The sequence below is a fragment of the Massilia sp. BGA-UO-ETr-WB1 genome (assembly GCF_059567845.1).
Genome location: NZ_JCAQOT010000024.1, coordinates 359,723 through 382,249 on the forward strand (window position 1 = coordinate 359,723; position 22,527 = coordinate 382,249).

Annotated in this window: 18 protein-coding genes and 1 riboswitch; of the genes, 6 read left to right on the plus strand and 12 right to left on the minus strand. The window is 67.9% G+C overall.

Annotation, left to right across the window (positions count from 1 at the left end; genetic code table 11):
• Window positions 1-108: 108 nt before the first annotated feature.
• Together AC56DV_RS14830 and AC56DV_RS14835 are read right to left on the minus strand one after the other, a co-directional pair.
• Window positions 109-513: a thiol-disulfide oxidoreductase DCC family protein gene (locus AC56DV_RS14830; protein ID WP_496315043.1), complete on the minus strand. Its 405-nt coding sequence runs from the start codon at window positions 511-513 to the stop codon at window positions 109-111.
• Entirely contained in the window at window positions 485-2,101 is a 1,617-nt protein-coding gene (locus AC56DV_RS14835; protein ID WP_496315044.1) for a hypothetical protein, read from the minus strand. The genes AC56DV_RS14830 and AC56DV_RS14835 overlap by 29 nt, the downstream gene beginning before the upstream one ends.
• A gap of 98 nt (window positions 2,102-2,199) precedes the next feature.
• Window positions 2,200-2,417: riboswitch (cobalamin riboswitch) on the plus strand.
• 68 nt (window positions 2,418-2,485) lie between these two features.
• Here AC56DV_RS14835 and AC56DV_RS14840 point away from each other — a divergent pair.
• The 6 genes from AC56DV_RS14840 to rnk all read left to right on the plus strand — a co-directional run bounded on the left by AC56DV_RS14840 (window position 2,486) and on the right by rnk (window position 11,918).
• Entirely contained in the window at window positions 2,486-6,895 is a 4,410-nt protein-coding gene (locus AC56DV_RS14840) for a cobaltochelatase subunit CobN (protein ID WP_496315045.1), read from the plus strand.
• A gap of 10 nt (window positions 6,896-6,905) precedes the next feature.
• Window positions 6,906-7,376 carry a MotA/TolQ/ExbB proton channel family protein gene (locus AC56DV_RS14845; protein ID WP_496315046.1) on the plus strand — a complete coding sequence of 157 codons (471 nt, stop codon included), beginning with the start codon at window positions 6,906-6,908 and terminating at the stop codon, window positions 7,374-7,376.
• Complete coding sequence (locus AC56DV_RS14850; RefSeq protein WP_496315047.1) at window positions 7,373-7,693, plus strand: hypothetical protein; 321 nt, start codon at window positions 7,373-7,375, stop codon at window positions 7,691-7,693. Before AC56DV_RS14845 ends, AC56DV_RS14850 begins: the two co-directional genes overlap by 4 nt.
• Before the next feature lie 10 nt (window positions 7,694-7,703).
• Entirely contained in the window at window positions 7,704-9,803 is a 2,100-nt protein-coding gene (locus AC56DV_RS14855; protein WP_496315048.1) for a TonB-dependent receptor, read from the plus strand.
• Between the two features lie 11 nt (window positions 9,804-9,814).
• Window positions 9,815-11,323 (plus strand): PepSY domain-containing protein, encoded by a 1,509-nt coding sequence (locus AC56DV_RS14860; protein ID WP_496315049.1) that lies wholly within the window; start codon window positions 9,815-9,817, stop codon window positions 11,321-11,323.
• Window positions 11,324-11,510: 187 nt separating this feature from the next.
• Window positions 11,511-11,918 carry a nucleoside diphosphate kinase regulator gene (rnk, locus tag AC56DV_RS14865; RefSeq protein WP_496315050.1) on the plus strand — a complete coding sequence of 136 codons (408 nt, stop codon included), beginning with the start codon at window positions 11,511-11,513 and terminating at the stop codon, window positions 11,916-11,918.
• 1 nt (window position 11,919) lies between these two features.
• Here rnk and AC56DV_RS14870 read toward each other — a convergent pair whose 3' ends face one another.
• The 10 genes from AC56DV_RS14870 to AC56DV_RS14915 all read right to left on the minus strand — a co-directional run bounded on the left by AC56DV_RS14870 (window position 11,920) and on the right by AC56DV_RS14915 (window position 22,428).
• On the minus strand, window positions 11,920-13,224 hold the full coding sequence (locus AC56DV_RS14870; RefSeq protein ID WP_496315051.1) for an amidohydrolase family protein: 1,305 nt from the start codon (window positions 13,222-13,224) through the stop codon (window positions 11,920-11,922).
• Window positions 13,225-13,245: 21 nt separating this feature from the next.
• The gene (locus AC56DV_RS14875) at window positions 13,246-14,445 is read right to left on the minus strand and encodes a dipeptidase (RefSeq protein WP_496315052.1); all 1,200 of its coding nucleotides are present in this window, start codon (window positions 14,443-14,445) and stop codon (window positions 13,246-13,248) included.
• The gene (locus tag AC56DV_RS14880) at window positions 14,394-14,879 is read right to left on the minus strand and encodes a RidA family protein (protein ID WP_496315053.1); all 486 of its coding nucleotides are present in this window, start codon (window positions 14,877-14,879) and stop codon (window positions 14,394-14,396) included. The genes AC56DV_RS14875 and AC56DV_RS14880 overlap by 52 nt, the downstream gene beginning before the upstream one ends.
• A gap of 129 nt (window positions 14,880-15,008) precedes the next feature.
• Window positions 15,009-16,052, minus strand: coding sequence for a histone deacetylase family protein (locus AC56DV_RS14885; RefSeq protein ID WP_496315054.1), 1,044 nt, complete (start codon window positions 16,050-16,052; stop codon window positions 15,009-15,011).
• Between the two features lie 15 nt (window positions 16,053-16,067).
• Complete coding sequence (gene gshA / locus AC56DV_RS14890; protein ID WP_496315055.1) at window positions 16,068-17,660, minus strand: glutamate--cysteine ligase; 1,593 nt, start codon at window positions 17,658-17,660, stop codon at window positions 16,068-16,070.
• Window positions 17,661-17,807: 147 nt separating this feature from the next.
• Window positions 17,808-18,650 carry a peptide chain release factor N(5)-glutamine methyltransferase gene (gene prmC / locus AC56DV_RS14895; RefSeq protein WP_496315056.1) on the minus strand — a complete coding sequence of 281 codons (843 nt, stop codon included), beginning with the start codon at window positions 18,648-18,650 and terminating at the stop codon, window positions 17,808-17,810.
• Entirely contained in the window at window positions 18,647-19,120 is a 474-nt protein-coding gene (locus AC56DV_RS14900) for a disulfide bond formation protein B (protein WP_496315057.1), read from the minus strand. Before AC56DV_RS14900 ends, prmC begins: the two co-directional genes overlap by 4 nt.
• A 67-nt stretch (window positions 19,121-19,187) precedes the next feature.
• Window positions 19,188-20,264 carry a peptide chain release factor 1 gene (gene prfA, locus AC56DV_RS14905; protein WP_496315058.1) on the minus strand — a complete coding sequence of 359 codons (1,077 nt, stop codon included), beginning with the start codon at window positions 20,262-20,264 and terminating at the stop codon, window positions 19,188-19,190.
• A 90-nt stretch (window positions 20,265-20,354) separates the two neighbouring features.
• The gene (hemA, locus tag AC56DV_RS14910; protein WP_496315059.1) at window positions 20,355-21,629 is read right to left on the minus strand and encodes a glutamyl-tRNA reductase; all 1,275 of its coding nucleotides are present in this window, start codon (window positions 21,627-21,629) and stop codon (window positions 20,355-20,357) included.
• A gap of 109 nt (window positions 21,630-21,738) precedes the next feature.
• Window positions 21,739-22,428, minus strand: a complete 690-nt coding sequence (locus AC56DV_RS14915; protein ID WP_057158566.1) for a response regulator transcription factor — start codon at window positions 22,426-22,428, stop codon at window positions 21,739-21,741.
• Window positions 22,429-22,527: the final 99 nt, after the last annotated feature.

Below are 22,527 nucleotides of genomic sequence, written 5' to 3' on the forward strand. Positions count from 1 at the left end.
GTGCCCTACTTTTTGCTACGTCTCGCTGTGTTTGCAGCGCCGATGTAGGTACTTTATATCGTGCGCTATGTAATAGCAAGCGATATTTTAAAAATCTTCAAAAAAATTTCAGGGCAGCTTGCGGCGCCCCAGCAGCTTGAGGGTGAGGTTGCGTCCGCAGCGCAGTACGGGATACAGGAGGCGGGACAGCGTGCGCGAGCGGAACACCGCGCTGTTGATACGGTTGAACATGCCGGAAGGCGTGCTCAACAACGCAAGCAGGTGCACGCATTCTGCGCCGTAGTAGACGCCGCCGCCGTACAGCGCCACCATGCCTTCGTTCAGGTCGTAGCCGCCGCGCCGCAGCCGGGCGGCGAGCGCGGGATCGCTGCGGGCGTCGACCAGGCGGACCGGCCCGGCCGCCTCGCGCAGCGCGAGCACCTGTACATAATTCGAGCAGAACGGGCACTCGCCGTCATACACGATCACCAGGCCGCCGGGGAGCTCAGCCTGCAAGGTCGATTCGGTACTCATTGCGGTAGACCTTTCTTTTCAGGGCGCCGGTGTCCGGGTCCAGGCACACGGAATCGATCACCATGCGGTAGGCGCGCACGCGGCGCATGTCTACGCCGGCAAACGCCTTCTCGACCGATGGCGCGCTCCAGAAATGGTGCGGGTAGATGCTGTTCGGCCAGCGTCCGCCGGCCCCCGTTTTGCTCAATACCTGCCGATGGTAACCCCGGATGAAGGCGGACACGCTTGCGCCGTCCCACACAACGTCGGTGGCCGGGGCCGAGCTGGCGAAATCGCAACGGTAGGATTGGCGCACGATGGCGGACGAGAACGTGCCGCCGTTGGTCGCGGTGGGCAAGTACCTCCCGGGCGGCAGGCCAAAGCTCATGTGGGAGATGGGGTAGGAGTAGAAGCCGAACGCGGTGGACGGCATGCGCTCCGTTTTGCCGTCTTCCAGCTCCACGTCGAAATGGACTTCGTTGACCGCCAGGCTGTCGTACCAGCCCAGCCGGGCGACGTTGGCGAACAGCGGCGCCAGCACAATGGCGAGCGCGCCCGCCGCGCCGGTCTTCCAGTTGAAGGCGCCGCGGGGCAGTTGCGACACCGCCGCGATGATGGAGAGGTTCACCATGAACCAGGTCCAGAAATTGGCGCCCACCAGCACGAAGATCCCGATGTGCATCAGGTCGAACAGGTCGAACAGGGCGAACAGCACCAGCAGCAGCCGCCGGTTGGCGAACACCAGTACCGCCGCCAGCTGGATCAGGAACACGCCTATCGCGAACGGCCGGCCCACCACCTGCAGCAGCGCCGACACCATGCTGGTCAGCGCGGTCCAGTCGCCCCACAGCAGCTGCTTGTTGTGCAGCGCGACGTGGTAGATGTTGCGGTTCTCGTTGTTGAGCGCCCAGTCCAGCACACCGCCATCCAGGCCGCCCTTGGCAAGCGACGAATAGAAATAGTTCGCCGCCTGCATGGCGATCGCGATGAAGAGTATGGTCCAGTAAGGCGCCGTGCCGCCGATGCGCGGCCAACTGGCAGGCCAGCGCCGTTTCGCCAGTTCCAGGGCGACCACCGACAGCGACAGGTAGACCGGCAGCTGTATCATCGGATTGACATCGAGCAGGGTGTGGAAGGGGAAACCGGTGATATAGCCGGCAGCGTGCTTGATCCAGTAAATGTAGAAGCCGCAGTACAGCAGCCATGCCGGGCGCTGCATGGACAGCAGTGCCGCAACGCCGGCCATCGGCCATGCAAGGTTGAGGATGAACTGGCTCCAGCCCTTGAAATCGTGCGCGATCGCGGGAACCGAAGGGTAGAGCAGCATGCTGTACACGCCGCACGCGATGCCCATGCCGCGCATGAGCGTGCGGAGTGGGCGCGGCACGCAAGCGTAGCTGACGCCGGAGGCGGCGATGCAGGCCGCCGCTACGGCGATCAGTGCCGGCAGCGTGGTGGACGGGTACCAGCGCAGCACGTCCTCCAGCAGCCAGTAGGCCTGGAACACGGTTGCCGAAACCACGGCCACGCCGGCGACGGCGAGTGCATCGGCCGCCGGCGCTACCCGCATTCCGGGCGGCTCCAGCGCACCATAAGTAGACGGTTCCATGGGCTTCCTTTGTCCGTGAAATTCAACACTAACCGCCCGCCGCTCCATCCGTCCACCGCAACGAACATGTTTCATGACCATGCTCAATACGGTAGAATCGCGGCATTAACGTGAATGGTGCCCTCCCGCTTGTCGGCTGGAGGGTGAAACGGGAAGCCGGTGACGCGCGGGATTTTCATCCCGCGCCAGTCCGGCGCAGCCCCCGCTGCTGTAAGCCTGACGACTTTGACCGAACGCCACTGTGCATTGCACGGGAAGGCAGGGCCGAAGGAGGATGAAGGCCAGCCAGAAGACCGGCCAGTCACGAAAATTGCGCAAAACCCGGGGTGTGGTTTTGCCTGTTTTCCTGCGCGCCCGGCGCGCAGCTACTGGTTAAAGTTCAAATTGAGCACCTCCATACTCCTGCGGTTCGCCGCAGCGCTGCTATGCGCCTGCGCTTGCGCGCGCGCACCGGCCGCCACCCTGTTCGCCATCGTCACCGAGCGCGCCGCGCCGGCGGCCATCGAGGCTGCGCACCGTCACCTGGCCAGCCATCCCGGCGACCGCATCGTGCTGCGCACGCCCGCGCAATGGATGGCGGCCAGCGAGCGCGACGCCGGCTTGTGGATCAGGCAGGCCGATACCGTGCTCGCGGTGTCCCTGTTCGGCGATCCGGCGCGCCGCCTGAAGGAAGTGCTGCCGCGCCACGCCCGGGCCCAGACGCCGGTGCTGGCCTTCAACGGCGAAGCCAGCCTCAGTCTCATGAGCCGCGATCCGCGCGCCAGCCTGCACGACTTTTCGCCGGACACGCTGCGCGAACTGTCGTCGGAGGCGCCGCCCGCAGCGGCCCTGAAGGCGGCCCAGGCCAACCCCGCAGCGAGCCGCTGGCTGGCCGCGCGCCAGGTGTGGCAGGCGGGCGGCGCCGACAATACGGCGGCGCTGTTCGCGCACTTGCTCAATCCATCCGTGGCGCTGGCCGGACCGCGGCCGGAACCGACGCTGCGCGTGCGCGTGGGCCAGCGCGAACTGACCGACGCGGCCGCGTGGGGCAAGGCCGCGCAGCTGGGCCTGAAGCCGCAGCCCACCGTGGTGGTGCTGGATCTGTCCAATATGGATAGCGCGGTTCCCGCCGCCGTGTGCCGGCGCGTGGAGCAGCGCGGCCAGCCCTGCGTGCAGGTGCTCACGCGCTGGGGCGGCGCTTCGCGCGAGGCGCTGGAGCGCCTGCCCGAACTGATCGCGCCGGCGCAGCCGGCGGCGCTGGTGGTGCTGCAGGACTTCGTGGTGGGCGCCGCCGAGGGGCGCGAAGCCGTCACCGAAGCGTTCAAGCGGCTCAACGTGCCGGTGTTCAAGGCGATCCGCCTGTCCGACCGCACCGCCGTGCAGTGGCGCCTGTCGCCGGACGGCCTGCCTCCGGACTCGGTGCAGTACCGCGTGGCGCTGCCGGAACTGCAGGGCATCGGCCAGCCCATCGTGGTGGCCGCGCTCGGCCAGGCGCAGCTGGACCGCCGCACCGGCATCGAGAACCGCCCGCCGGTGGTGCTGGCCGAGGAGGCCGACCGGCTGTCCGCGCGCGTGAGCCGCTGGCTGGCGCTGCGCAGCAAGGCCAATAGCGACAAGCGCGTGGCGCTGATCTACTACAACCATCCGCCGGGCCGCCAGAACATCGGCGCCGACAACCTGGACGTGCCGGCCTCGCTGTTCGACATGCTGAATGCGATGAAGAACGCCGGCTACACGGTGGGCACGCTGCCCGAATCGCCGCAAGCGCTGCTGGACATGATCATGGCGCATGGCGTGAACCTGCCGGAAGACCGCGCCGCGCTGCGGGAGCTGAGCGGCACGGTGAACAGCGTCGGCGCGGCGGACTATGCGCGCTGGTTCGGCGCCTTGCCGCCGCGCGTGCAAGGCGAGATGACCAGCGGCCTGCTGGGCCGCCTGCATGCCGACGTGCTGGAAGCGGAGGCCGCCGGCGAGCGCGCGCTGGGCCGCAAGCAGGCCGAAGTCATCATCAAGGAATTGCAGCACCTGGTGGAAGGCGCCGACCATCCGCAGCGCGAAGCCGCGATCCGCGACCTGGCCGCGCTGGCCGAGGGCTATCACGCTTGCCTGGACGCGGGTGCCATCCCCGCGCGCGGCGCCAGGAGGAAAAGCGGCTGCGCCGCGCTGGCGCCGCTCAGCAAGCGGCTGTCCGGCTACGGCATCGAAGGCTTGAAAGGCTGGGGCGCGGCGCCCGGCAAGATCATGGTCGACAGCGGCAAACTGCTGGTGCCCGGCCTGGTGTTCGGCAATGTGTTCATCGGCCCGCAGCCGCCGCGCGGCTGGGAAGTGGACGAGGAACTGCTGCACGCGAACACCAGCATCACGCCGCCGCACCAGTACCTCGGCTACTACCACTGGCTGCGCGACCGCTTCAAGGCAGACGCGCTGGTGCACGTGGGCCGCCATTCCACCTACGAGTTCTTGCCCGGCAAAGCGGTCGGCCTGAGTTCCGACGACTATCCCAGCCTGATCGCCGGCGACCTGCCGGGCATCTATCCCTACATCGTCGATGGCGTGGGCGAGGGCACGCAGGCCAAGCGGCGCGGCTTGGCCGTCATCGTCGACCACCTGACGCCGCCGCTGGCCTCCACGCCGCTGTACGACGATCTGCTGGCCTTGCGCCAGGTGGTGGAGAGCTTCGAGGCCGCCAGTTCGGAGTCGCTCAAGACGCAGGCCGCCGCGCTGATGCGCGAGCGCGTCAATGCGCTCAACCTGAAGGCCGAACTGGAAGCGTCCATGGCCGACGTGTTGGCCGTGCGCGGCATCGGCTTCGACGCTGCCGACGACGACCTGCTGGCGCACGAAGTGGGCCACTACCTGACCAAGCTGCAGGAGAAGTTCATGCCGCACGGCCTGCATATTTTCGGCCGCCCATGGAAGCAGGAGTCGATCGACCTGATGCTCGATTCGATGAAGAAAGGCGGCATCGATGGCCCGGACATCGCCGCCAGGCTGGCCGATTCGCCGCGCCGCGAGATGCTGGCGCTGCTGGCCGGGCTGGATGGCGAGTACATCGAACCGGGCAAGGGCAACGACCCGCTGCGCTCGCCCGAGGCGCTGCCCACCGGCCGCAATTTCCACGCGGTGGACGGCGACATCCTGCCGACCCGCCTGGGCTACCAGCTGGGCGAACGCATGGCCGCCAAGGCCAACGCGGGCAAGGGCGGAGACAGCTCAACCAAGGGCAGCGAAGGCATCATCCTGTGGGCCTCCGACGCGGTGCGCGACGAGGGCGTGATGGTGGCGTTCGCACTGGCCATGATGGGCACCGAGCCGGTGTGGAACGCGCGCGGCATCGTCACCGACGTGAAGCTCAAGCCCGGCGCCGTGCGGCGCGACGCGCTGGTGACCACCTCCGGCCTGTTCCGCGACCTGTATCCGAACCTGATCCGCCTGATCGACCGCGCCGGGCGCATGGCGCTGGCCGCATCGGCCGCCACGCTGGCCGGGCGCGACCCTGCGCTGAAGGAAGCCTTGCAGGCGGCGCTTGCGCCGGTGCCGGGCGTGGCCTGGGGCAGCGAAGACCCGGCGCAGAACCGCGTGGCGCGCGAATGGCTGGTGCGCCGGCGCGCGCTGGCCGCCGCCGGCATGCCGGCAAGCGAAGCTGGCCGCGCCGCCGCGCAGCGCGTGTTCGGCGACGCGCCCGGCGCATACGGCACCGGCGTCAACCGCCTGACCGAGCGCTCCGGCGCCTGGCGCGAGCGCGAGGAAATCGGCCGCGCCTACCGCAACCGCATGGGCCACGCCTACGGGCTGGACGCCAGCGGCGAGGCCACCCACGCCGCCTTCGACGTGGCGCTGGACGGCATCGAGCGCACCTATCATGGCCGCGCCAGCAATCTGTACGGCCTGCTCGACAACAACGACGCCTTCGACTACCTGGGCGGCCTGTCGCTGGCCATCGAAGGCCGCACCGGCCGCGTGCCGCAGGCCTTCATCCTGCAGCATGCACAGCCGGGCCGCGCCGACGTGGAACCGCTGGCGTCGGCCTTGCTGGGCGAGCTGCGGGGGCGCTTCCTGAACCCGGCCTGGCTCAAGCCGCTGATGGGCCACGGCTACGCCGGCGCGCGCACCATGGGACAGGAGTTCCTGGAGAACCTGTGGGGCTGGCAGGTTACGCGGCCGGACCTGGTGAAGAACTGGGCCTGGGACGAAGTGAAGTCGGTGTACTTCGACGACGCGCACAAACTGGGCCTGCCTCAGTTCCTGGGCCGGCAGCACAACGTGCACGTGAAGGCGCACATGCTGGCCATTTTCATGGTGGCCGCCGAGAAGGGCTACTGGAAGACCGACCCCGCCACCATCAAGCAGATGGGCGGCGAACTGGCACAGCTGGTGGCGAAGAACGGCTTGCCGGGCAGCGGCCACGCGGCGCCCAACCATCCCATGTGGGACTGGCTTGCGCCGCAGCTGGACAGTGCCGACGCGGGCGCGCTGGGCGTTACGCTGGCCAAGGCGCGCGGCGAACTGCTGCCCCCCGATGCGGCCAGCCAGCCGCGCGTGGCCGATGCCGCCACCGCTGCTGCCGCCGCCACGCCGCCGGCCGCCGTGAAGGACAGCGCCGCCAAGTCCGCCGAAGCGCCCGACAGCGCCGAGGCGCCCGCCGAGCCGGCCCCGCGCCTCTACGAACTGCACCAGAAAGTCGTGCCGCCGGAAGCGCCCGCCGTGCGCGCTGCCAAGCTGCTCGGCGCACTGGCCGCCTTGCTCGCCCTGTTCTCGCTGGGCCTGTGGCGCGGCCGTCGCGTGCCCAACGTACCTCAACCTATCAACCTGTAAGGAGTTCCCCATGATCGAAACCATGTCCTACGCCTGGCTGCATGACGCGGTCAGCTGGCTGCTGGCGCCCGCGCTGGCCACGCTGCTGCTCGGCTGCGCCATCGCGGTGGTGGAAGCGGGCATCGCCGCCGGCGAGCGCTTCCACGGCCTGGCCAAGCTGGCCGCAAGCGGCAACCTGGCGCAAGTGCAGGCCATTGCCCGCCACCGCCTGGAGCGCGCCGACCTGCTGGCGCGCATCCCGCCGATGCTGGGCCTGATGGCCACCATCATCCCCCTCGGGCCCGGCCTGGCCGCGCTCGGACAAGGCGACCCCGCCCAGCTGGCAAGCGCCGTCACCGTCGCTTTCGACGCCACGGTGCTCGGCCTGGTGGCAGGCATCGGCGGCCTGGTGATCGGCAAGCTGCGCCGCCGCTGGTACGAAGAAACGCTGGAAGCCATGGAGCAATCGATGGGGCAAGCAGCCATGGGGCAAGCAGCATGAGCACCCAGCCCGCGCGCCAGCGCATGCGCCTCTATTCCCGCCTCGACGCCCGCTTCGACGACAGCGACGAAGACCCGCGCGCCAGCCTGGTCAACCTGGTCGACGTGATGCTGGTCTTCGCCTGCGGCCTGATCGCCGCCATCGCTGGTTCGCAGGGCGCGCTGAAGGCGCCCAAGCCGGTGGAGAAGGGCCGCCAGATCGAACGCCCTGCGGACGGCGTGAGCCAGAACGGCAGCGGCTACGACCGCGTCGGCGAAGTTTTCCGCGACCCCAAGACCGGTCAGCTGGTGCTGATCGAACCGGCCAAGAAAAAATAAGACTGCTTTTATGATGTACAAGAATAAGAAACGCCACGCCATCCGCCCCATCGCCGCCGCCATCGCATTGCTGTGCTCCGCCACGGCAGGCGCGCAGCAAGCGGACACCATGCCCACCGTAACCGTGGTTGGCGCAGCCGTGCAGGAAGGCCTGGGCCTGGCGCGCGAGAACGGCACCGCCAGCCGCCTGAACCTGAGCGCGCAGGACATGCCGGCCAGCGTCGAGTCGCTCAGCGCCGCCGCCATGCAGGCGCGCGGCGACCTCCAGGTGAAGGACGCCATTACCCGCAGCACCGGCCTGACCGACACCAGCTCCCCGGGCAACGGCATTGCCTATTCCGCGCGCGGCTTCAGCGGCAACAACGCCATCGCCATGCTGGAGAACGGCCAGCGCCTGCTGGTGGGCTCGGGCACCGCCACTTCCCCGGCCGATCCATGGGGCTATGAGTACATCGAAGTGCTGCGCGGCCCCGGCTCCGTGGTCTACGGCAGCGGCAGCACCGGCGCCACCATCAACGCAGTGCGCAAGGCGCCGCAGCGCGCCCAGTCCATCGAAGCCATGGCCGGCATCGGCGGCGGCAAGGCGCTGCGCGCAGGCCTGGGCGGCACCGGCGCGCTGGGAGAGAAGGGCGCCTTCCGCGTCGACGCCTACGCCGGCCGCAGCGACGGCTTCGTCGACCGTGGCGACGCGCGCAACGGCAAGCTGCTCACCAGCCTGACTTACGCACTCACGCCGGACCTGGACCTGGACGCGCAGCTGGACCACGCCGAAGAGAAGCCGCAGCGCTACTTCGGCACGCCGCTGGTGAACGGCCGGCTGGCCGGCCATCTGCGCAACGAGAACTACAACGTGGGCGACGCCGACATCGAATACGTGGACGACAAGGCCATCGCGCGCCTCACCTGGCGCGTATCGCCGGCGCTCGCCATCAGCAACGAGCTGGCCTACATGAAAGCGCGCCGCAACTGGCGCAACGCCGAGTACTACGTCTACAACCCGGTTGCCAAGGTGGTTGAGCGCAGCGACTACATCGCCATCCAGCACGACCAGGAGCAGACCGCCAACCGTCTCGAGGCACGCTGGAACGCGGGCGCCAACAAGCTGGTGGCGGGCTGGGAAGCGGCTACCATCAACTTCCTGCACACGAACAACTCGCCCTACGGCGGCAGCTCCAGCGTGGCGCCCACCGGCTTCAACCCGGGCGTGTTCGACAGCCCGGATCCGCTGCGCCCGAACTTCGCCACCGACACCGCCACCAACGCGTTCTACATCGAAGACGCCTACAGCCTGAACGAAAGCCTGCTGCTGCTGGCCGGTGCGCGGCACGACCGCTATGAAGTGGACCGCGTCAGCCTGCTGGGCGCCGCCGGCTTCAGTTCCACGCTGATCTCGAATTCCGCGCGCCTGGGCCTCACCTGGAAGCTGGCGCCGCAGACGTCGCTGTACGGCCAGCTCAGCACCGGCAGCGATCCGCTCACCAGCCTGTTGTCGCTGAACCTGGCCAATGCCCGCTACAAGCTGACCCGCTCGCGCCAGGTGGAGGGCGGCGTCAAGCAGTCGCTGGCCAACGGCAAGGCCGAGTGGACCGCCGCGCTGTACCGCATCCGCAAGGACGACATCATCACGCGCGACCCGTCCAACCCGGCACTGTCGGTCCAGGGCGGCTCGCAATCGTCGCAGGGCGCCGAGTTCAGCGCCAGCGCCAGCGTGGCCACGGCATGGCGCGTGGACGCCAACCTGGCCTACACCGACGCGCAGTTCGACAACCTGATCGAAGGCGGCAACGTCTCGCGCGCCGGCAAGCGCCCCGCCGACGTGCCCGAGACCTCGGCCAACCTGTGGCTCACCTACAAGGCGGACGCCTGGCGCGCCGGCGCCGGCGCGCGCTACGTCGGCAAGCGCTACATCGACAGCGGCAACAACCAGGCGCTGCCCGCCTACACCGTGCTGGACGCCACGCTGGGCTGGAATGTCAACCGCAACGTGCTGGTGCAGCTGAACCTGCGCAACCTGGCCGACAAGCTGTACGCCAGCACCTCCTACAGCGACAGCCAGTACCTGCTGGGCGACCGCCGCCATGCCGAGCTGACCGTGCAGTGGCGCTACTGATCCGCTAGGCCATGCTTAACTGGAAGCGCCAGCTGCACCTGTGGCACCGCTGGCTGGGCATAGGCATCGGCCTGCTGGTGCTGCTGTGGTTCGGTTCCGGCATCGTCATGATGTATGTGCCGTATCCGGCGCTCACCGAGCAGGAACGCATGGCGTGGCTGGCGCAGATCGATGCCGCCCAGGTCCGTGTCAGCGCCTGGGATGCGTGGCAAGCAATCGCGCAGGAAGGCTCGCAGCCGGGCATGCCGGATTCGGTGCGCCTGAACACCGTGGCCGGCCGGCCCGCCTACCATTTCCAGTCCGTGCGCGGCTTGCATTCGGTATGGGCCGACACCGGCGCCGTGCTGCGCGTGACAGACGCCATGGCCATCGCCGCCGCCGCGCCAGCGATGGCGCCCGGTGCACCCATGCCGTCCGTGCAGCAGATGGAGCTGGACCAGTGGACTTTCGGCCGCGTGGCCGCGCACCGGCCGCTGTACCGCGTGGACGCGGGCGACGCGGCCGGCAGCGTGCTGTACGTGTCGGGCCGCACCGGTGAACTGGTGCGCGACACCAGGCGCAGCGAGCGCGCCTGGAACTGGGCCGGTTCGGTGATCCACTGGGTCTACGTCACGCCGCTGCGCAAGCACGGCGAGGCGTGGCGGCAGGTGGTCATGTGGACCTCGGCCGTGGCCCTGCTGCTGGCCATGACCGGCATGGTGCTGGGCATCCAGCGCCTGCGCCTGCGCCGCCGCTATGCCAGCGGCGCCCGCTCGCCATACAGAGGCTGGCAAGCCTGGCACCACTGGCTCGGCCTGAGCCTCGGCACGCTCACGCTCACCTGGCTGTTCAGCGGCTGGCTGTCCGTCACGCCGTTCGGCTGGCTGTCCTCGCCCGGCATCACCGCGCAGGACAAGCTGGCCTTCGCCGGCGGCCCGCTGGCGCGGGACGATCTCACGGTCGCCGTGGCGGACGCGGTGCGCGCCTACCCCGGCGTGCTGGAACTGGAATGGCGGCGCGTGGGCGGCAAGCTCTATCTGGCCGCGCTGGAACGCTCCGGGCGCCAGCTGCTCGACGCGCACTGCGGCGAAGCAGTGGGCGCGCTGCCGCCGGACGCGCTGCTGCGCGCGGTGCAGGCGGTGCGTCCCACCGCACCGGTGCAGGAAGCTGTCATGCTAACCGCCGGCGACCACTACTACTACAGCCACCACAACCCGGCTGCCTTCCCCGTGCTGCGCGTGCAGTTCGCACTGCCGGATGCTACCACCTTCTATGCCGATCCGATGCAGGGCAAGCTGGCGGGCTACGCCGACAGCAACAGCAAATGGAACCGCTGGCTGTTCAACGGCCTGCACCAGCTGGACTTCTCCGCTGCCGTCCGCGCGCGTCCCGCATGGGACGTGCTGGTGGTTTCGCTCTGCCTGCTGGGCGCCGTGCTGAGCGCCACCGGCGTGGTGCTGGCCTGGCGGCGCCTGCGAACCGCCAGGCGCGCGCGCAAAAGCGCTATACTCGGGACAGTCCCAACACAACATTCCTCATGATCCTGCCGAGTAACCGTCCGTATTGCGCCGTTTCGCCCCAGTGTGGCGAAGGCTGGCGCGTGCATGCGCGTGATCTCGCCGGCCTTTCCTGAGGCCCGGCGGGAATTCCAGGAGGACGCCGTCTTTCCTCCCCCCGGGCCACTCTCCAACTGACTTGCCATTTTCCTGACATTTGTGGAGTTACCTCATGAGACCCAATATCGTTGTGTCGTCCATCGACATGGACCGCCTGGAAACGCTGATCGATTCGCTGCCTGCGGCGCAGTCGGCCGTCAAGCACGCGCTGCTGGAAGAACTGGCGCGCGCCGAAATGCTGGAGCCGGCGGACATGCCGCCGGACGTCGTCACCATGAATTCGCGCGTGCGTTTCGCGCTGGACCAGCCGGCCGAGGAATTCACGCTGACGCTGGCCTATCCAAAGGACATGCAGCCCGGCGACGATCGCATCTCGGTGCTCACGCCGGTGGGCAACGCGCTGCTCGGCCTGGCCTGCGGCGACAGCATAGACTGGACCCGCCCGGACGGCGCCTCCTTCAACCTCACCGTGCTCGATGTGCTGTACCAGCCCGAGCGGGCCGGTGAGCTGCATCGCTAGCTCACTCCTTCTGTGCTGGTATCGGCGCGAACTTGTAGTCCTCGCGCGCGAATTGCCGGCCGCGTTTCACGGTCAGCACCACCGAGCGCACGTTGGCGATGTCCTGCAGCGGGTCTTTTTTCAGGAACACCATGTTGGCGAACTTGCCCGCTTCCAGCGTGCCGATGTCGCGCTGCTTGCCGACCGCGATGGCGGCATTGGCGGTGGCCGCGATGATGGCTTCGTTCGGCGTCAGGCCCGCATACTGCACCAGCCGCTCCAGCTCCCGGTCCAGGATAGGATAGGGATCGTCGCCCTGCCCGTCGGTGTCTGTGCCGGCGATGATCTTCACGCCCGCCCGGTGTGCGGCGCGGGTGATGTCGCCCGCCAGTTCGATCTGGCAGCGCGGCGTGCCTTTGGGCGCGTACACGCTCAGGGTGGCGTCCAGCAGGGAGCCGGACCTGGCCAGCGCCGCGATGTATTTGCGGATGCCGGGATCGGCCGCCGTCAGGCCCGCGTAGGAAGGCTCGCCGCTGTGGCCATAAGCGGCCTTGCCGGCCTCCCGCACGTAGCGCGCCACCATGCACGCATGCGACACCGACGTGGCGCCCAGCGTGTCGTACGGCGTGGACGGATAGACCTGCTGGTGCGTCCACACCGGGAAGCCCTGGCGCTTGCCTTCCTTGATCAGCTTTGCCACCAGCGCGCCCGGCAGGTTGGCGTAGATCTTCAGGCCGCTGGCGCCGGTGCCGCGCGCTTGCGCGATGGCCAGCGCGATGTCGGTCTTGTCGTCCACCGAGTATAGCCACGGCACTTGCCCCGGCACCGTGCCTTGCGCGGCGGCGACGGTGCGCGGGTCCTTGAAGAAGCTGGGGCCCGCCACCAGTGCCGAGTAGTAGATGTCCGGCGAGGGAATGCGGTTCAGCAGCGCATCGCGCGACAGCGAAGCCAGTTCGCGCGCGTCGCCCGCCATGTCGCGCACGCCGGTCACGCCGCCGTACAGATTGCGCTTCAGTTCCGCTTCGGCGTAGGGCCGGTCGGGGTTGGTGGCGTAGTGCACGTGCGAGTCGATCAGGCCGGGCACCACGTACATGCCTTGCGCATCGTACTCGGTGGCGCCGCTGTCCGCCGGCACTTGCGCTGCGGGGAGGATGGCTTTGATGCGTTCGCCTTCCACGACAATCGCCATGCCGGTGCGCGGCGCAGCGGTGGTGCCGTCGATCAGCGTCGCGCCCCGGTAGATGGTTTGCGTGGCTGCTGCGTGGACGGCGCCTGCGCACAGCAGGGCGACTGCGGCGGCGATGGGCTTGCGGATAGTCGGGAACATGGATGCTTTGCTAGAGAAGAATCAGCCCCATACGCCGCCGGCGGTGCGCAGGAAATTGAGGCCCAGGATTTTGTCGATGCGGCCGGCGCCGTGGCCGCGTTTGGCCAGCAGGTCCGCCAGCTTCCAGAACTTCTCCGGTCCTTGCAGGTCGGGCAGGAACGTCACGATGTCGGCGCGTTCGCCGGTGGCGCCGATGCCGCTGGCGCGCCGCTGCGCCACTTCCTTTTCCAGCCCGCGCATGTAGGCCGGCATGTCGTCGATGCCGCTGACATAGCCGTCGGTGCCGATGCCCACGTGGTCCTCGCCGCAGACATTGATGGCGTGCTCGATGTGCGCGACCAAGTCCGCCGCCATGGGCTGCCTGCCGATGGCGAGGAAGGGCATGAAGTAGATGCCGACGAAGCCGCCCTTGTCGGCCACCATGCGCAGTTCGCGGTCGGTCTTGTTGCGCGGCAGGTCGGCCACGGCGCGGCAGCCGGTGTGCGTAATGGCGACCGGCTGGCTGGAGGCGGCGATGGCGTCCAGGCAGGTGTGTTCGCCGCTGTGGCTCAGGTCCACCAGCACGCGGTGCCGGTTCAGCGCTTGCACCACCTCGCGGCCGAACGGCGTCAGGCCACGGTTGTCCGGCGCCATGGCGCCGTCGCCGAGCTGATTGGCGCCGTTGTAGGTGAGCTGGATCACGCGCACGCCGAGGTTGGCGAAGGTTTCCACGCGGCGCGCGTCCTTGCCCATCATGGCGGCGTTCTGGAAACCGAGGATGACGCCGGTGCGGCCCTGTTCGTGCGCGCGGCGGATGTCGGCTGCGCCGTGTACTTTCAGCAGCGCGTCGTTGCGGCGGATGAGGGCGTCCCACGCGGCCGCTTCGCGCACGCTTTGCTCGTACGGGTCGTCCTTGCCGAACACGAAGCCGATGGTGACGTTGACGGCGCTCAGGCCTGCGGCCCTGGCGTCGGCGAGCGAGCGCGCGTCGATGCCGATGGCGTTCGGGTCGTCCAGTTCCGCTTTCGGACGGTTGGGGTTGCTGATGCCACCCAGCGCGTCGATGATGATGGGGCGGCGCGCGCGCGGGTCGGCTGCTTGGGCCGCTTCCGCCAAGGCGGGCAGGCTGGCAGCGAAGCCGAGCGCCGCCGCCTGCCGCAGGAAAGCGCGGCGGGCGCCGGTCTCGCCGCTCACCGCGCGCCCCGCTTGGGAGCTGGCGCCAGCGGCGCGTACGCCAGGCATTCGACTTCGATCTCGCCGCCCAGCGCCAGGGCGTTCACGCCGAAGGCGCTGCGCGCCGGCAGCCGGCCGGGCTTGAAGTAGCCGGCGTAGATCTTGTTGAAGTCGCCCCACTTGCCCATGTCCGCGATCATCACCGTGCATTTGACGATGTGGTCCATGCTCAGGTTCATGCCCTTGAGGATGTCCTGGATATTGTCCATGGCCTTGCGCGACTGGGCTTCGAAGCCGCCCGGCACCAGGCCGTTGGCGTCGGTGCCCATCTGGCCGGACAGGTGGACGTAGTCGCCCGCGCGCACCGCCAGCGTGAACGGCCGCGTGGCGGGGTTGCCTTCGTTGTAGTAGCCCAATTGCGGGACGGGGGCGGCACTGTAGGCCAGGCCTGGCAGCGCCACGGCCATGGCGCTGGCGAGTTTTTTGTAGTGTCTGCGTTTCATGCATAAATTATAGGCACGACTTTGCCCCGCACGGTAAACATTCGGTAGTGGCCATCACCACGACCATATCTTGGACCGCGCGGTCGGCAGCTCGGTAATTATCGGCGACGCGGCGCCGCTGGCGAAGGACTACAAGGCCGTCTCGTAGCCTTCCAGCACATTGACGACGTTTACGCCCAGCTCCTTCACCGCGTAGCCGCCTTCGAACACGAAAGCGGTGGGCAGGCCCAGCCAGGCCAGGCGTTCGCCGATGCGCAGGTAGTCCGCGCTTTGCAGTGCGAAATGCGACAGCGGATCGCCGGCGAAGGTGTCCACGCCCAGCGACACCACCAGCGCTTCCGGCGCGTACATCTGCAAGCGCAAACAGGCCGTCTCCAGCGCGGCGAACCACGCCTGCGGGCTGCTGCCGTGCGCCAGCGGCAGGTTGACGTTGAAGCCCAGTCCCGCGCCGGCGCCGGTTTCGTCGGCGTGCCCCAGGTAGAACGGATACTCCTGGCGCGGGTCGGCGTGGATGGAGACGAACAGCACGTCGTTGCGCTCGTAGAAAATGCTCTGCGTGCCGTTGCCGTGGTGGTAGTCGATGTCGAGGATGGCGACCTTGCGCGCGCCGTCGTCCAGCAGGTGCTGGGCCGCCAGCGCGGCGTTGTTCAGGAAGCAGTAGCCGCCGTAGAAGTCGGCCCCGGCGTGGTGGCCCGGCGGGCGCGTCAAGGCGAAGGTGCTGCGCTCGCCGAGGCGCAGCGCGTGCGCCGCGTTCACCGCGCAGTCGGCGCCGGTCTTGGCGGCGGTCCAGGTGCCGGCGGTGATGGGCGTGCCGCTGTCCATCGAATACAGGCCCAGCTTGGCGCAGAAATTGTCCGGTTCCACGTCCGAACGCAGCGAGCGCACCGGCCACACGGCGGGGAAGGCGTCCTTGCCGGCATTGGCCGGATCGAGCGCCAGCCATTCGTTCCATGCGCCGCGCAGGAAGTGCAGATAGCGCGGCGTGTGCACGCGTTCCAGCGTCATCAAGGGCACGCCGTGCGGCGTGACGATCTGGCCCAGGCCGCGCCGTCCCAGTTCGGCCAGCACGGAATCGGCCCGCTCCGGTTTCTCGAAGCAGGGCACCATCTCGCCACGGAAGATTTCAAAGCGGCCGTGGTGCTGGCCGTGCAGTTCGTTGTAGAAGGTGAGCACGGTGCTGGCCTGCGCTCAACCGACGTTCTTGCACAGATTGCTGTTGCGGTAGGCCGCCACGAAATCGTCGAAGCTGCCGGTGTTGGCAGCTTCCATCTCGGCCTGCTCGGCCAGCGAGGCGGCGGCCTGCGCTTCGAAGTAGGCGGTTTCCTGCGCCGTGGGCGGATGGCTGCGGAAGTAAGCGGCGTGGCGCTCGCTCTGCTTCAGGCCGAAGGCGGCGAAGGAGCCGCCGTTGGCGCGCAGTTCGCGCAGCACATGGGCCGACGGCGTGCGGTCCGGGTCGTCCAGCTTGGCCGCCTGCACGGCCAGCGAGTCCGCGTGCGCCGTGTCGCCGCGCTGGCGGTCCAGCAGCTCGGCCACCGGGCGGATGCGCTCCAGCAGTTCGCGGCCCCACGCCGGCAGCGCCACTTCGGCGCCGTTGTTCTGCAGGGTCAGGCCCGGACGGCGGCCTTCCTTCACGGTGCGCGCAAAGTTCTCGGTGTAGATGCGGCCCTGTTCTTCGGAGATCGCCGGGCTTTCCTCCAGCGCGCAGAACAGCAGGAACGCATCCAGGAAGCGGCCGGTTTCCAGGCTGATGCCGATCGGCTCGAACGGGTCCACGTCCATGCAGCGCACTTCGATGTACTGCACGCCGCGCGAGCACAGTGCCTGGATCGGGCGTTCGCCGCTGCGGATCACGCGCTTGGGGCGTATCGTCGAGTAGTACTCGTTCTCGATCTGGATCACGTTGGTGGACAGCTGCACCCATTCGCCGTCCTTCTTGGTGCCGATTTCGGCGTACGGCGCGTAGGGCTGGTTCACCGCCTTGGTGAGCGTGGCCACGTAGCTGTCCAGGCAGTTCTCGTGCGGGCTCAGGCCGGACTGGGCGTCGTTCTGGTAGCCCAGGTCGCTCATGCGCAGGCTGGTGGCGTAGGGCAGGTACAGCGTGTCGTCCGACAGCTGTTCCAGCTTGTGCGGACGGCCGCGCAGGAAGCTCGACGACAGTGCCGGCGAGGCGCCGAACAAGTACATCAGCAGCCAGCTGTAGCGGCGGAAGTTGCGGATGGTGGCGAAGTAGCTTTCCGACTGGTAAGCCTTGGCCGACTGCTTGCGCTCGGTGTTCTCGGTTTCATCCAGCAGGCGCCACAGCTGCTCGTCCAGCGAGTAGTTGTAGTGGATGCCGGCGATGCATTGCATGGCCTTGCCGTAGCGCAGCGCCAAGCCGCGCCGGTAGACATGCTTGAGCATGCCCATGTTGGACTTGCCGTACCAGGCGATCTCGATGTCTTCCTCGGCCGGCAGCTGGCACGGCATGGACTGGCTCCACAGCATTTCGCTGCCCAGCTTGCTGTAGCTGAAGCGGTGGATGGCGTCCAGCTTGTCCAGCGTGAGGGCGATGTCGTGCTCGGCCGGGGTGATGAACTCCAGCAAGGTTTCAGCGTAATCGGTGGTGATTTCAGGATGCGTGAGCGCCGAGCCCAGTTCAGCCGGGTGCGGGGTTGCCGCCAGGTGGCCGGTGGGGTCCACGCGCAGGGTTTCCCGCTCTATGCCGCGCAAGCCGCCGCCCAGCACCGCGCGGTGTTTTTCATCGGCCAGTATGGCCAGGCGGCGCGTCAATAGGTTGGACAATTTGAGCTTCCTTTCTGGTGCAGCAATTTAATATTGGTGCGAGATTAACCGAAATCGGACAAGCGCGTCGGAGACGGCCCAAAAAGCTCGGATTGCTATTTTAACAAACTGCGCGGAGGCCGCCCGGAAGCGCGCGGCGGCGCGGTTTCAGGGGCGGTTACCGCCGGTAACACCGCCGCTGACCCGTTCGATGCCGGCCAGGTCGCGCCAGCTTTGCACCTCAGTGTACCCCTGCGCCGCCAGCAGCGCGCGCACGGGCCCGGCCTGGTCGTAGCCGTGTTCCATCAGCAGCCAGCAGCCGGGCTCGAGGTGCTGCGGCGCGCCCGCGATGATGGTGCGCAGCGCGCTCAGGCCGTCCGCGTGGTCGGTCAGCGCGCCGCTCGGCTCGAAGCGCAGATCGCCTTCGGACAGGTGGCGGTCGCCGCTGGCGATATAGGGGGGATTGGAGACGATCAGGTCGAAGCGTTCGCCGGCGGCGGCGCCGTACCAGTCGCTTTCCAGGAAGCGCACGGCGGCCTGGTTCAGGGCGGCGTTGCTGCGCGCAACTTCCAGCGCGGCCGGGCTGACGTCGAGCGCGGTGACGGCGGCGTCGCGCCGGCTGTGGGCCAGCGCCACGGCGATGGCGCCGCTGCCGGTGCCCATGTCCAGCGCGCGGCCGGCCGGCGGCAGGCGTTCGATGGCCAGTTCCACCAGCAATTCCGTGTCCGGGCGCGGGATCAGCACGGCCGGGCTGACGTTGAACGGCAGCCCGAAGAACTCGCGCCGGCCGACGATGTAGGCGATGGGTTCGCCGTCCAGGCGGCGCTGCAGCAGGGCGCCCAGGCGCGCCGCCTCGTCGTCGGTGACGGCGCGTTCGGATTGGGTGATCAGGCCCACGCGCGTCAGGCCCAGCGCGTGGCAGATCAGGATGCGGTTATCCAGCGGGTCCAGGCGCTGCGGGTAGTGGCTTTGCGCCTGCAGTGCGGCGACGGTGGTGCCGGCTGCGATCATCGCGCCCCGCGGCGCAGCAGGGACCAGCCCAGCGCCACGGCAAACAGGCCGAACCACACGAAGGCCCACTGCGGGATCGACATGCCCAGGATGCCGTCGGTGGCGTTCTCGCACAGGCCGTCCGCTTCGAACAGGAAGGGCAGGTAAGTGGCGGTGGGGATCTTGTTGAGCATGGTTTCCATCGGATCGATACCGCAGGACAAGCCGGGGTGCGCCAGCACATACAGGTGCTTGCCGGCCACGCCCAGGCCGCCCAGCGCGCCCAGCAGGCCGATGCCGGTGCCGATGGCGGTGTTCTTCATGAAGTAGCCGGCCAGGCAGGCGAAGCCGATCAGCAGGAACAGGTAGCGCTGGATCACGCACAGCGGGCAGGGCAGCAGGTCCACCACGTGCTGCAGATACAGGGCGACGCCGATCAGGCCGAAACAGGCGAGGGCGATGGACAGGAGCAGGGAACGTGGATTCATCATGAAAATGGAAAGATTATAGGCGGGCCAATTCTCGCACAAACCGGCATGACCGCGCCTTAAGTCTGTATTAATCCCCCAGCGCGGCCAGCAGCTCGGCCTGGTGTTCGGCGGCCAGCGCGTTGGTCAGCTCGGTGAGGTCGCCGTCCATGATGAAGTCCAGCTTATACAAGGTGAGGTTGATGCGGTGGTCCGTCATGCGCCCCTGCGGGTAGTTGTAAGTGCGGATGCGCTCGCTGCGGTCGCCCGAGCCGATCAGGCTCTTGCGGGTGGCCGCTTCCTTGGACTGCTGCTCGCGCAGCTGCACGTCCTTGATGCGCGCCGCCAGCACCTTCAGCGCCTGCGCCTTGTTCTTGTGCTGCGAGCGGTCGTCCTGGCACTCCACCACGATACCGGTGGGCAAGTGGGTCAGGCGCACGGCCGAGTCGGTCTTGTTGATGTGCTGGCCGCCCGCGCCCGAGGCACGGAAGGTGTCGATGCGCAGGTCGGCCGGGTTGATGTGCACGTCCTCCACCTCGTCCGCCTCCGGCATCACCGCCACGGTGCAGGCCGAGGTGTGGATGCGGCCCTGGGTCTCGGTGGCCGGCACGCGCTGCACGCGGTGGCCGCCGGATTCGAATTTCAGCTTCGAGTACACGCCGTTGCCCACCAGGCGCACGATCACCTCGCGGTAGCCGCCCAGGTCGGACGCCGATTCGGACACCATCTCCACCTGCCAGCGGTTGCGCTCGGCGAAGCGGGTGTACATGCGCAGCAGGTCGCCGGCGAACAGGGCCGACTCGTCGCCGCCGGTGCCGGCGCGGATTTCGAGGAAGATGTTGCGCTCGTCGTTGGCGTCCTTGGGCAGCAGCATTTTCTGCAGCTCCAGTTCCAGCCCGGCCAGGCGCTCCTTGCCCGCTTCGATTTCCTCCTGCGCGAACTCCTTCATTTCCGGATCGGCCAGCATGGCCTGCGCCTCGGCGATATCGCCCAGCGCGCCCTGGTAATCCTTGTACAGCGCCACCAGCGGGCCCAGCTCGGCGTGCTCGCGCGTCATTTTGCGGTAGCTGTCCATATTGGAGGTGGCGCCTTCGGACATCAGCAGTTCGTCCAGTTCGGCGAGTCGGTTTGCCAATTGGTCCAGCTTGGCCAGCATCGATGGTTTCATGGGTGCTCTTTAGTACGGGTGGGGAAGTGGCTGAGTGGCGCCAGGCGCCGGCTAAACGGAAGGTGGCGCGGACGCCGGGTGCGGGCTGCGCTAACGGCGGCCGCGGAACATCTGGGGCAGCAGGGTGGCCAGCTGGGCGCGCTCTTCGCCCTGGGCCCGGTGCAGCGCCTGCTGCGGACCGTGCATGAACTTGGCCGTCAGCCCCTTGGACAGGGCTTCCAGCACCGCGTCGATGTCTTCGCCCTTGGCCAGCATCTTGCGCGCGCGTTCCAGCTCCAGCTGGCGCATGGCTTCGCCGTTTTCCTGCAGGGTCTGGATCACGGGCACCACGGCGCGGTCGTCCACCCAGTGCATGAAGGACTGCACCCGGGTTTCAATGATGGCTTCGGCCTGGGCCACCGCCGCCTGGCGGTTTTCCATGCCGGTCTGCACCACTTTGCCGAGGTCGTCCACGGTGTACAGGAACACGTCGCTCAGGCGGCCCACTTCGGGTTCGATGTCGCGCGGCACGGCCAGGTCCACCATGAACATGGGCTTGTGGCGGCGCGCCTTGATGGCGCGCTCCACCATGCCCAGGCCGATCAGCGGCAGCGACGAGGCGGTGCAGGAAATGACGATGTCGTAATGCTGCAGGCGGTCCTGCAAATCGGCCAGGCGCATGGCCTTGGCGCCGAAGCGGTGCGCCAGCAGCTCGCCGCGCTCCATGGTGCGGTTGGCGATGGTGATGCTTTTCGGGTTCTGCGCCGCGAAGTGCGTGGCGCACAGCTCGATCATTTCGCCGGCGCCGATGAACAGCACGTTCTGCTCGGAAATCTTGTCGAAGATGCGCTGCGACAGGCGCACGGCGGCGGCCGCCATGGATACGCTGTGCGCGCCGATTTCGGTGGTGCTGCGCACTTCCTTGGCCACCGAGAAACTGCGCTGGAACAGCTGGTGCAGATAAGTGCCCAGGCCGCCCGCTTCCTCGGCAGTGCGGATGGCGTCCTTGATCTGGCCCAGGATCTGGGTTTCGCCCAGCACCATCGAATCGAGCCCGGAGGCGACGCGGAAGGTGTGGCGCACCGCGTCGTGCTGGGGCAGCATGTACAGGTGCGGGCGCAGTTCGCCGTAGTTGAGCTTGTGGAAGTCGGCCAGGAAGTGGCCGCCCGCGTCGAGCGGATTGGCGACGTGGCTGGCCGCGTACAGCTCGGTGCGGTTGCAGGTCGACAGGATGGCCGCCTCGTCGCTGCCCACCGGGTCGATGCGCTCGAACCACGCGCGCGCAGCCGTCACCGCCTGGCCCAATTGCTCAGGGGCGAACGCCAGCTGTTCGCGGAGCGACACTGGAGCGGTGGTGTGGTTGAGGCCGACGGCAAGCAGTTGCATTTTAGACAGTGTGCGGACGGGATAGGGGCGTTACCGGTCATTATACCGTGATGTGTCCCGCCTCACCGGCAGCCGGGGCCGTATAGCCTCTATATGGCTGTTGCCGGAATCAGGCGCCGAGCTTTTCCAGGCGGTAACCGTAGCTGTACACCGGCACCAGGCGGAAACCGTTTTCCGGCTTCAGCTGCAGCTTGTTGCGCACCCGCGAGACGTGGGTGTCCATGGTGCGCGAGGGTACGGCGGTTTCCCGTATCCACACCGCCTCGTGGATGTAGGCGCGCGACAGCGGCCGGCCGATGTTGCGGAAAAACAGCAGCGCCAGGTAGAACTCCTTGTGCGTCACGTCCAGCACGGCGCCGTCCATCAGCAGGCGGCCCGGGCGGGTTTCGAACACGTACTGGCCGAACTGCAGCTGCTCGGCGCCGTTCTGGGTCGGATAGGCGCGGCGCAGCAGCGCCTGCACGCGCGCCACCAGTTCGCTGCGGCGCAGCGGCTTGATCATGTAGTCGTCGCTGCCGGCGGCCAGGCCGGCCACGATGTCGTCCTCGCCGGAGGCGGTGGTGAGGAACAGCACCGGCGCCTGTTCGGGCATTTTTTCGCGGGCGCGGCGCACCACTTCGGCGCCGCCCATGTCCGCCACCTGCCAGTCCAGGATCAGCATGTCATAGCTGTCCTTGCGCAAGTGGCCGAGCAGGTCCTTGCCGGTCTGGAAGCCGTGGCAGATATGACCGGCCGAGGTCAACACCTGGCAGATGACGTCGGCTTGGCTGCGGTCGTTGTCTAGAACTACGATTCTCATGATGATAGGGCGGGTCGAAGCCGGCAGTGCAGCTGCCGTTAAAGTTAAATTATAGTCATGCTTGAGCGACAGAGTGTTAATTACTTCAGAAATTGAGAT

Coding starts and splice junctions, on each gene's coding strand:
- AC56DV_RS14850 (WP_496315047.1), top strand. CDS start 7,373: ATGAGCACCCAGCCCGCGCGCCAGCGCATGCGCCTCTATTCCCGCCTC.
- AC56DV_RS14855 (WP_496315048.1), top strand. CDS start 7,704: ATGATGTACAAGAATAAGAAACGCCACGCCATCCGCCCCATCGCCGCC.
- AC56DV_RS14835 (WP_496315044.1), bottom strand. CDS start 2,101: ATGGAACCGTCTACTTATGGTGCGCTGGAGCCGCCCGGAATGCGGGTA.
- AC56DV_RS14915 (WP_057158566.1), bottom strand. CDS start 22,428: ATGAGAATCGTAGTTCTAGACAACGACCGCAGCCAAGCCGACGTCATC.
- AC56DV_RS14870 (WP_496315051.1), bottom strand. CDS start 13,224: ATGTTCCCGACTATCCGCAAGCCCATCGCCGCCGCAGTCGCCCTGCTG.
- AC56DV_RS14900 (WP_496315057.1), bottom strand. CDS start 19,120: ATGATGAATCCACGTTCCCTGCTCCTGTCCATCGCCCTCGCCTGTTTC.
- rnk (WP_496315050.1), top strand. CDS start 11,511: ATGAGACCCAATATCGTTGTGTCGTCCATCGACATGGACCGCCTGGAA.
- AC56DV_RS14845 (WP_496315046.1), top strand. CDS start 6,906: ATGATCGAAACCATGTCCTACGCCTGGCTGCATGACGCGGTCAGCTGG.
- AC56DV_RS14880 (WP_496315053.1), bottom strand. CDS start 14,879: ATGAAACGCAGACACTACAAAAAACTCGCCAGCGCCATGGCCGTGGCG.
- hemA (WP_496315059.1), bottom strand. CDS start 21,629: ATGCAACTGCTTGCCGTCGGCCTCAACCACACCACCGCTCCAGTGTCG.
- prmC (WP_496315056.1), bottom strand. CDS start 18,650: ATGATCGCAGCCGGCACCACCGTCGCCGCACTGCAGGCGCAAAGCCAC.
- prfA (WP_496315058.1), bottom strand. CDS start 20,264: ATGAAACCATCGATGCTGGCCAAGCTGGACCAATTGGCAAACCGACTC.
- AC56DV_RS14830 (WP_496315043.1), bottom strand. CDS start 513: ATGAGTACCGAATCGACCTTGCAGGCTGAGCTCCCCGGCGGCCTGGTG.
- AC56DV_RS14875 (WP_496315052.1), bottom strand. CDS start 14,445: ATGCCTGGCGTACGCGCCGCTGGCGCCAGCTCCCAAGCGGGGCGCGCG.
- AC56DV_RS14860 (WP_496315049.1), top strand. CDS start 9,815: ATGCTTAACTGGAAGCGCCAGCTGCACCTGTGGCACCGCTGGCTGGGC.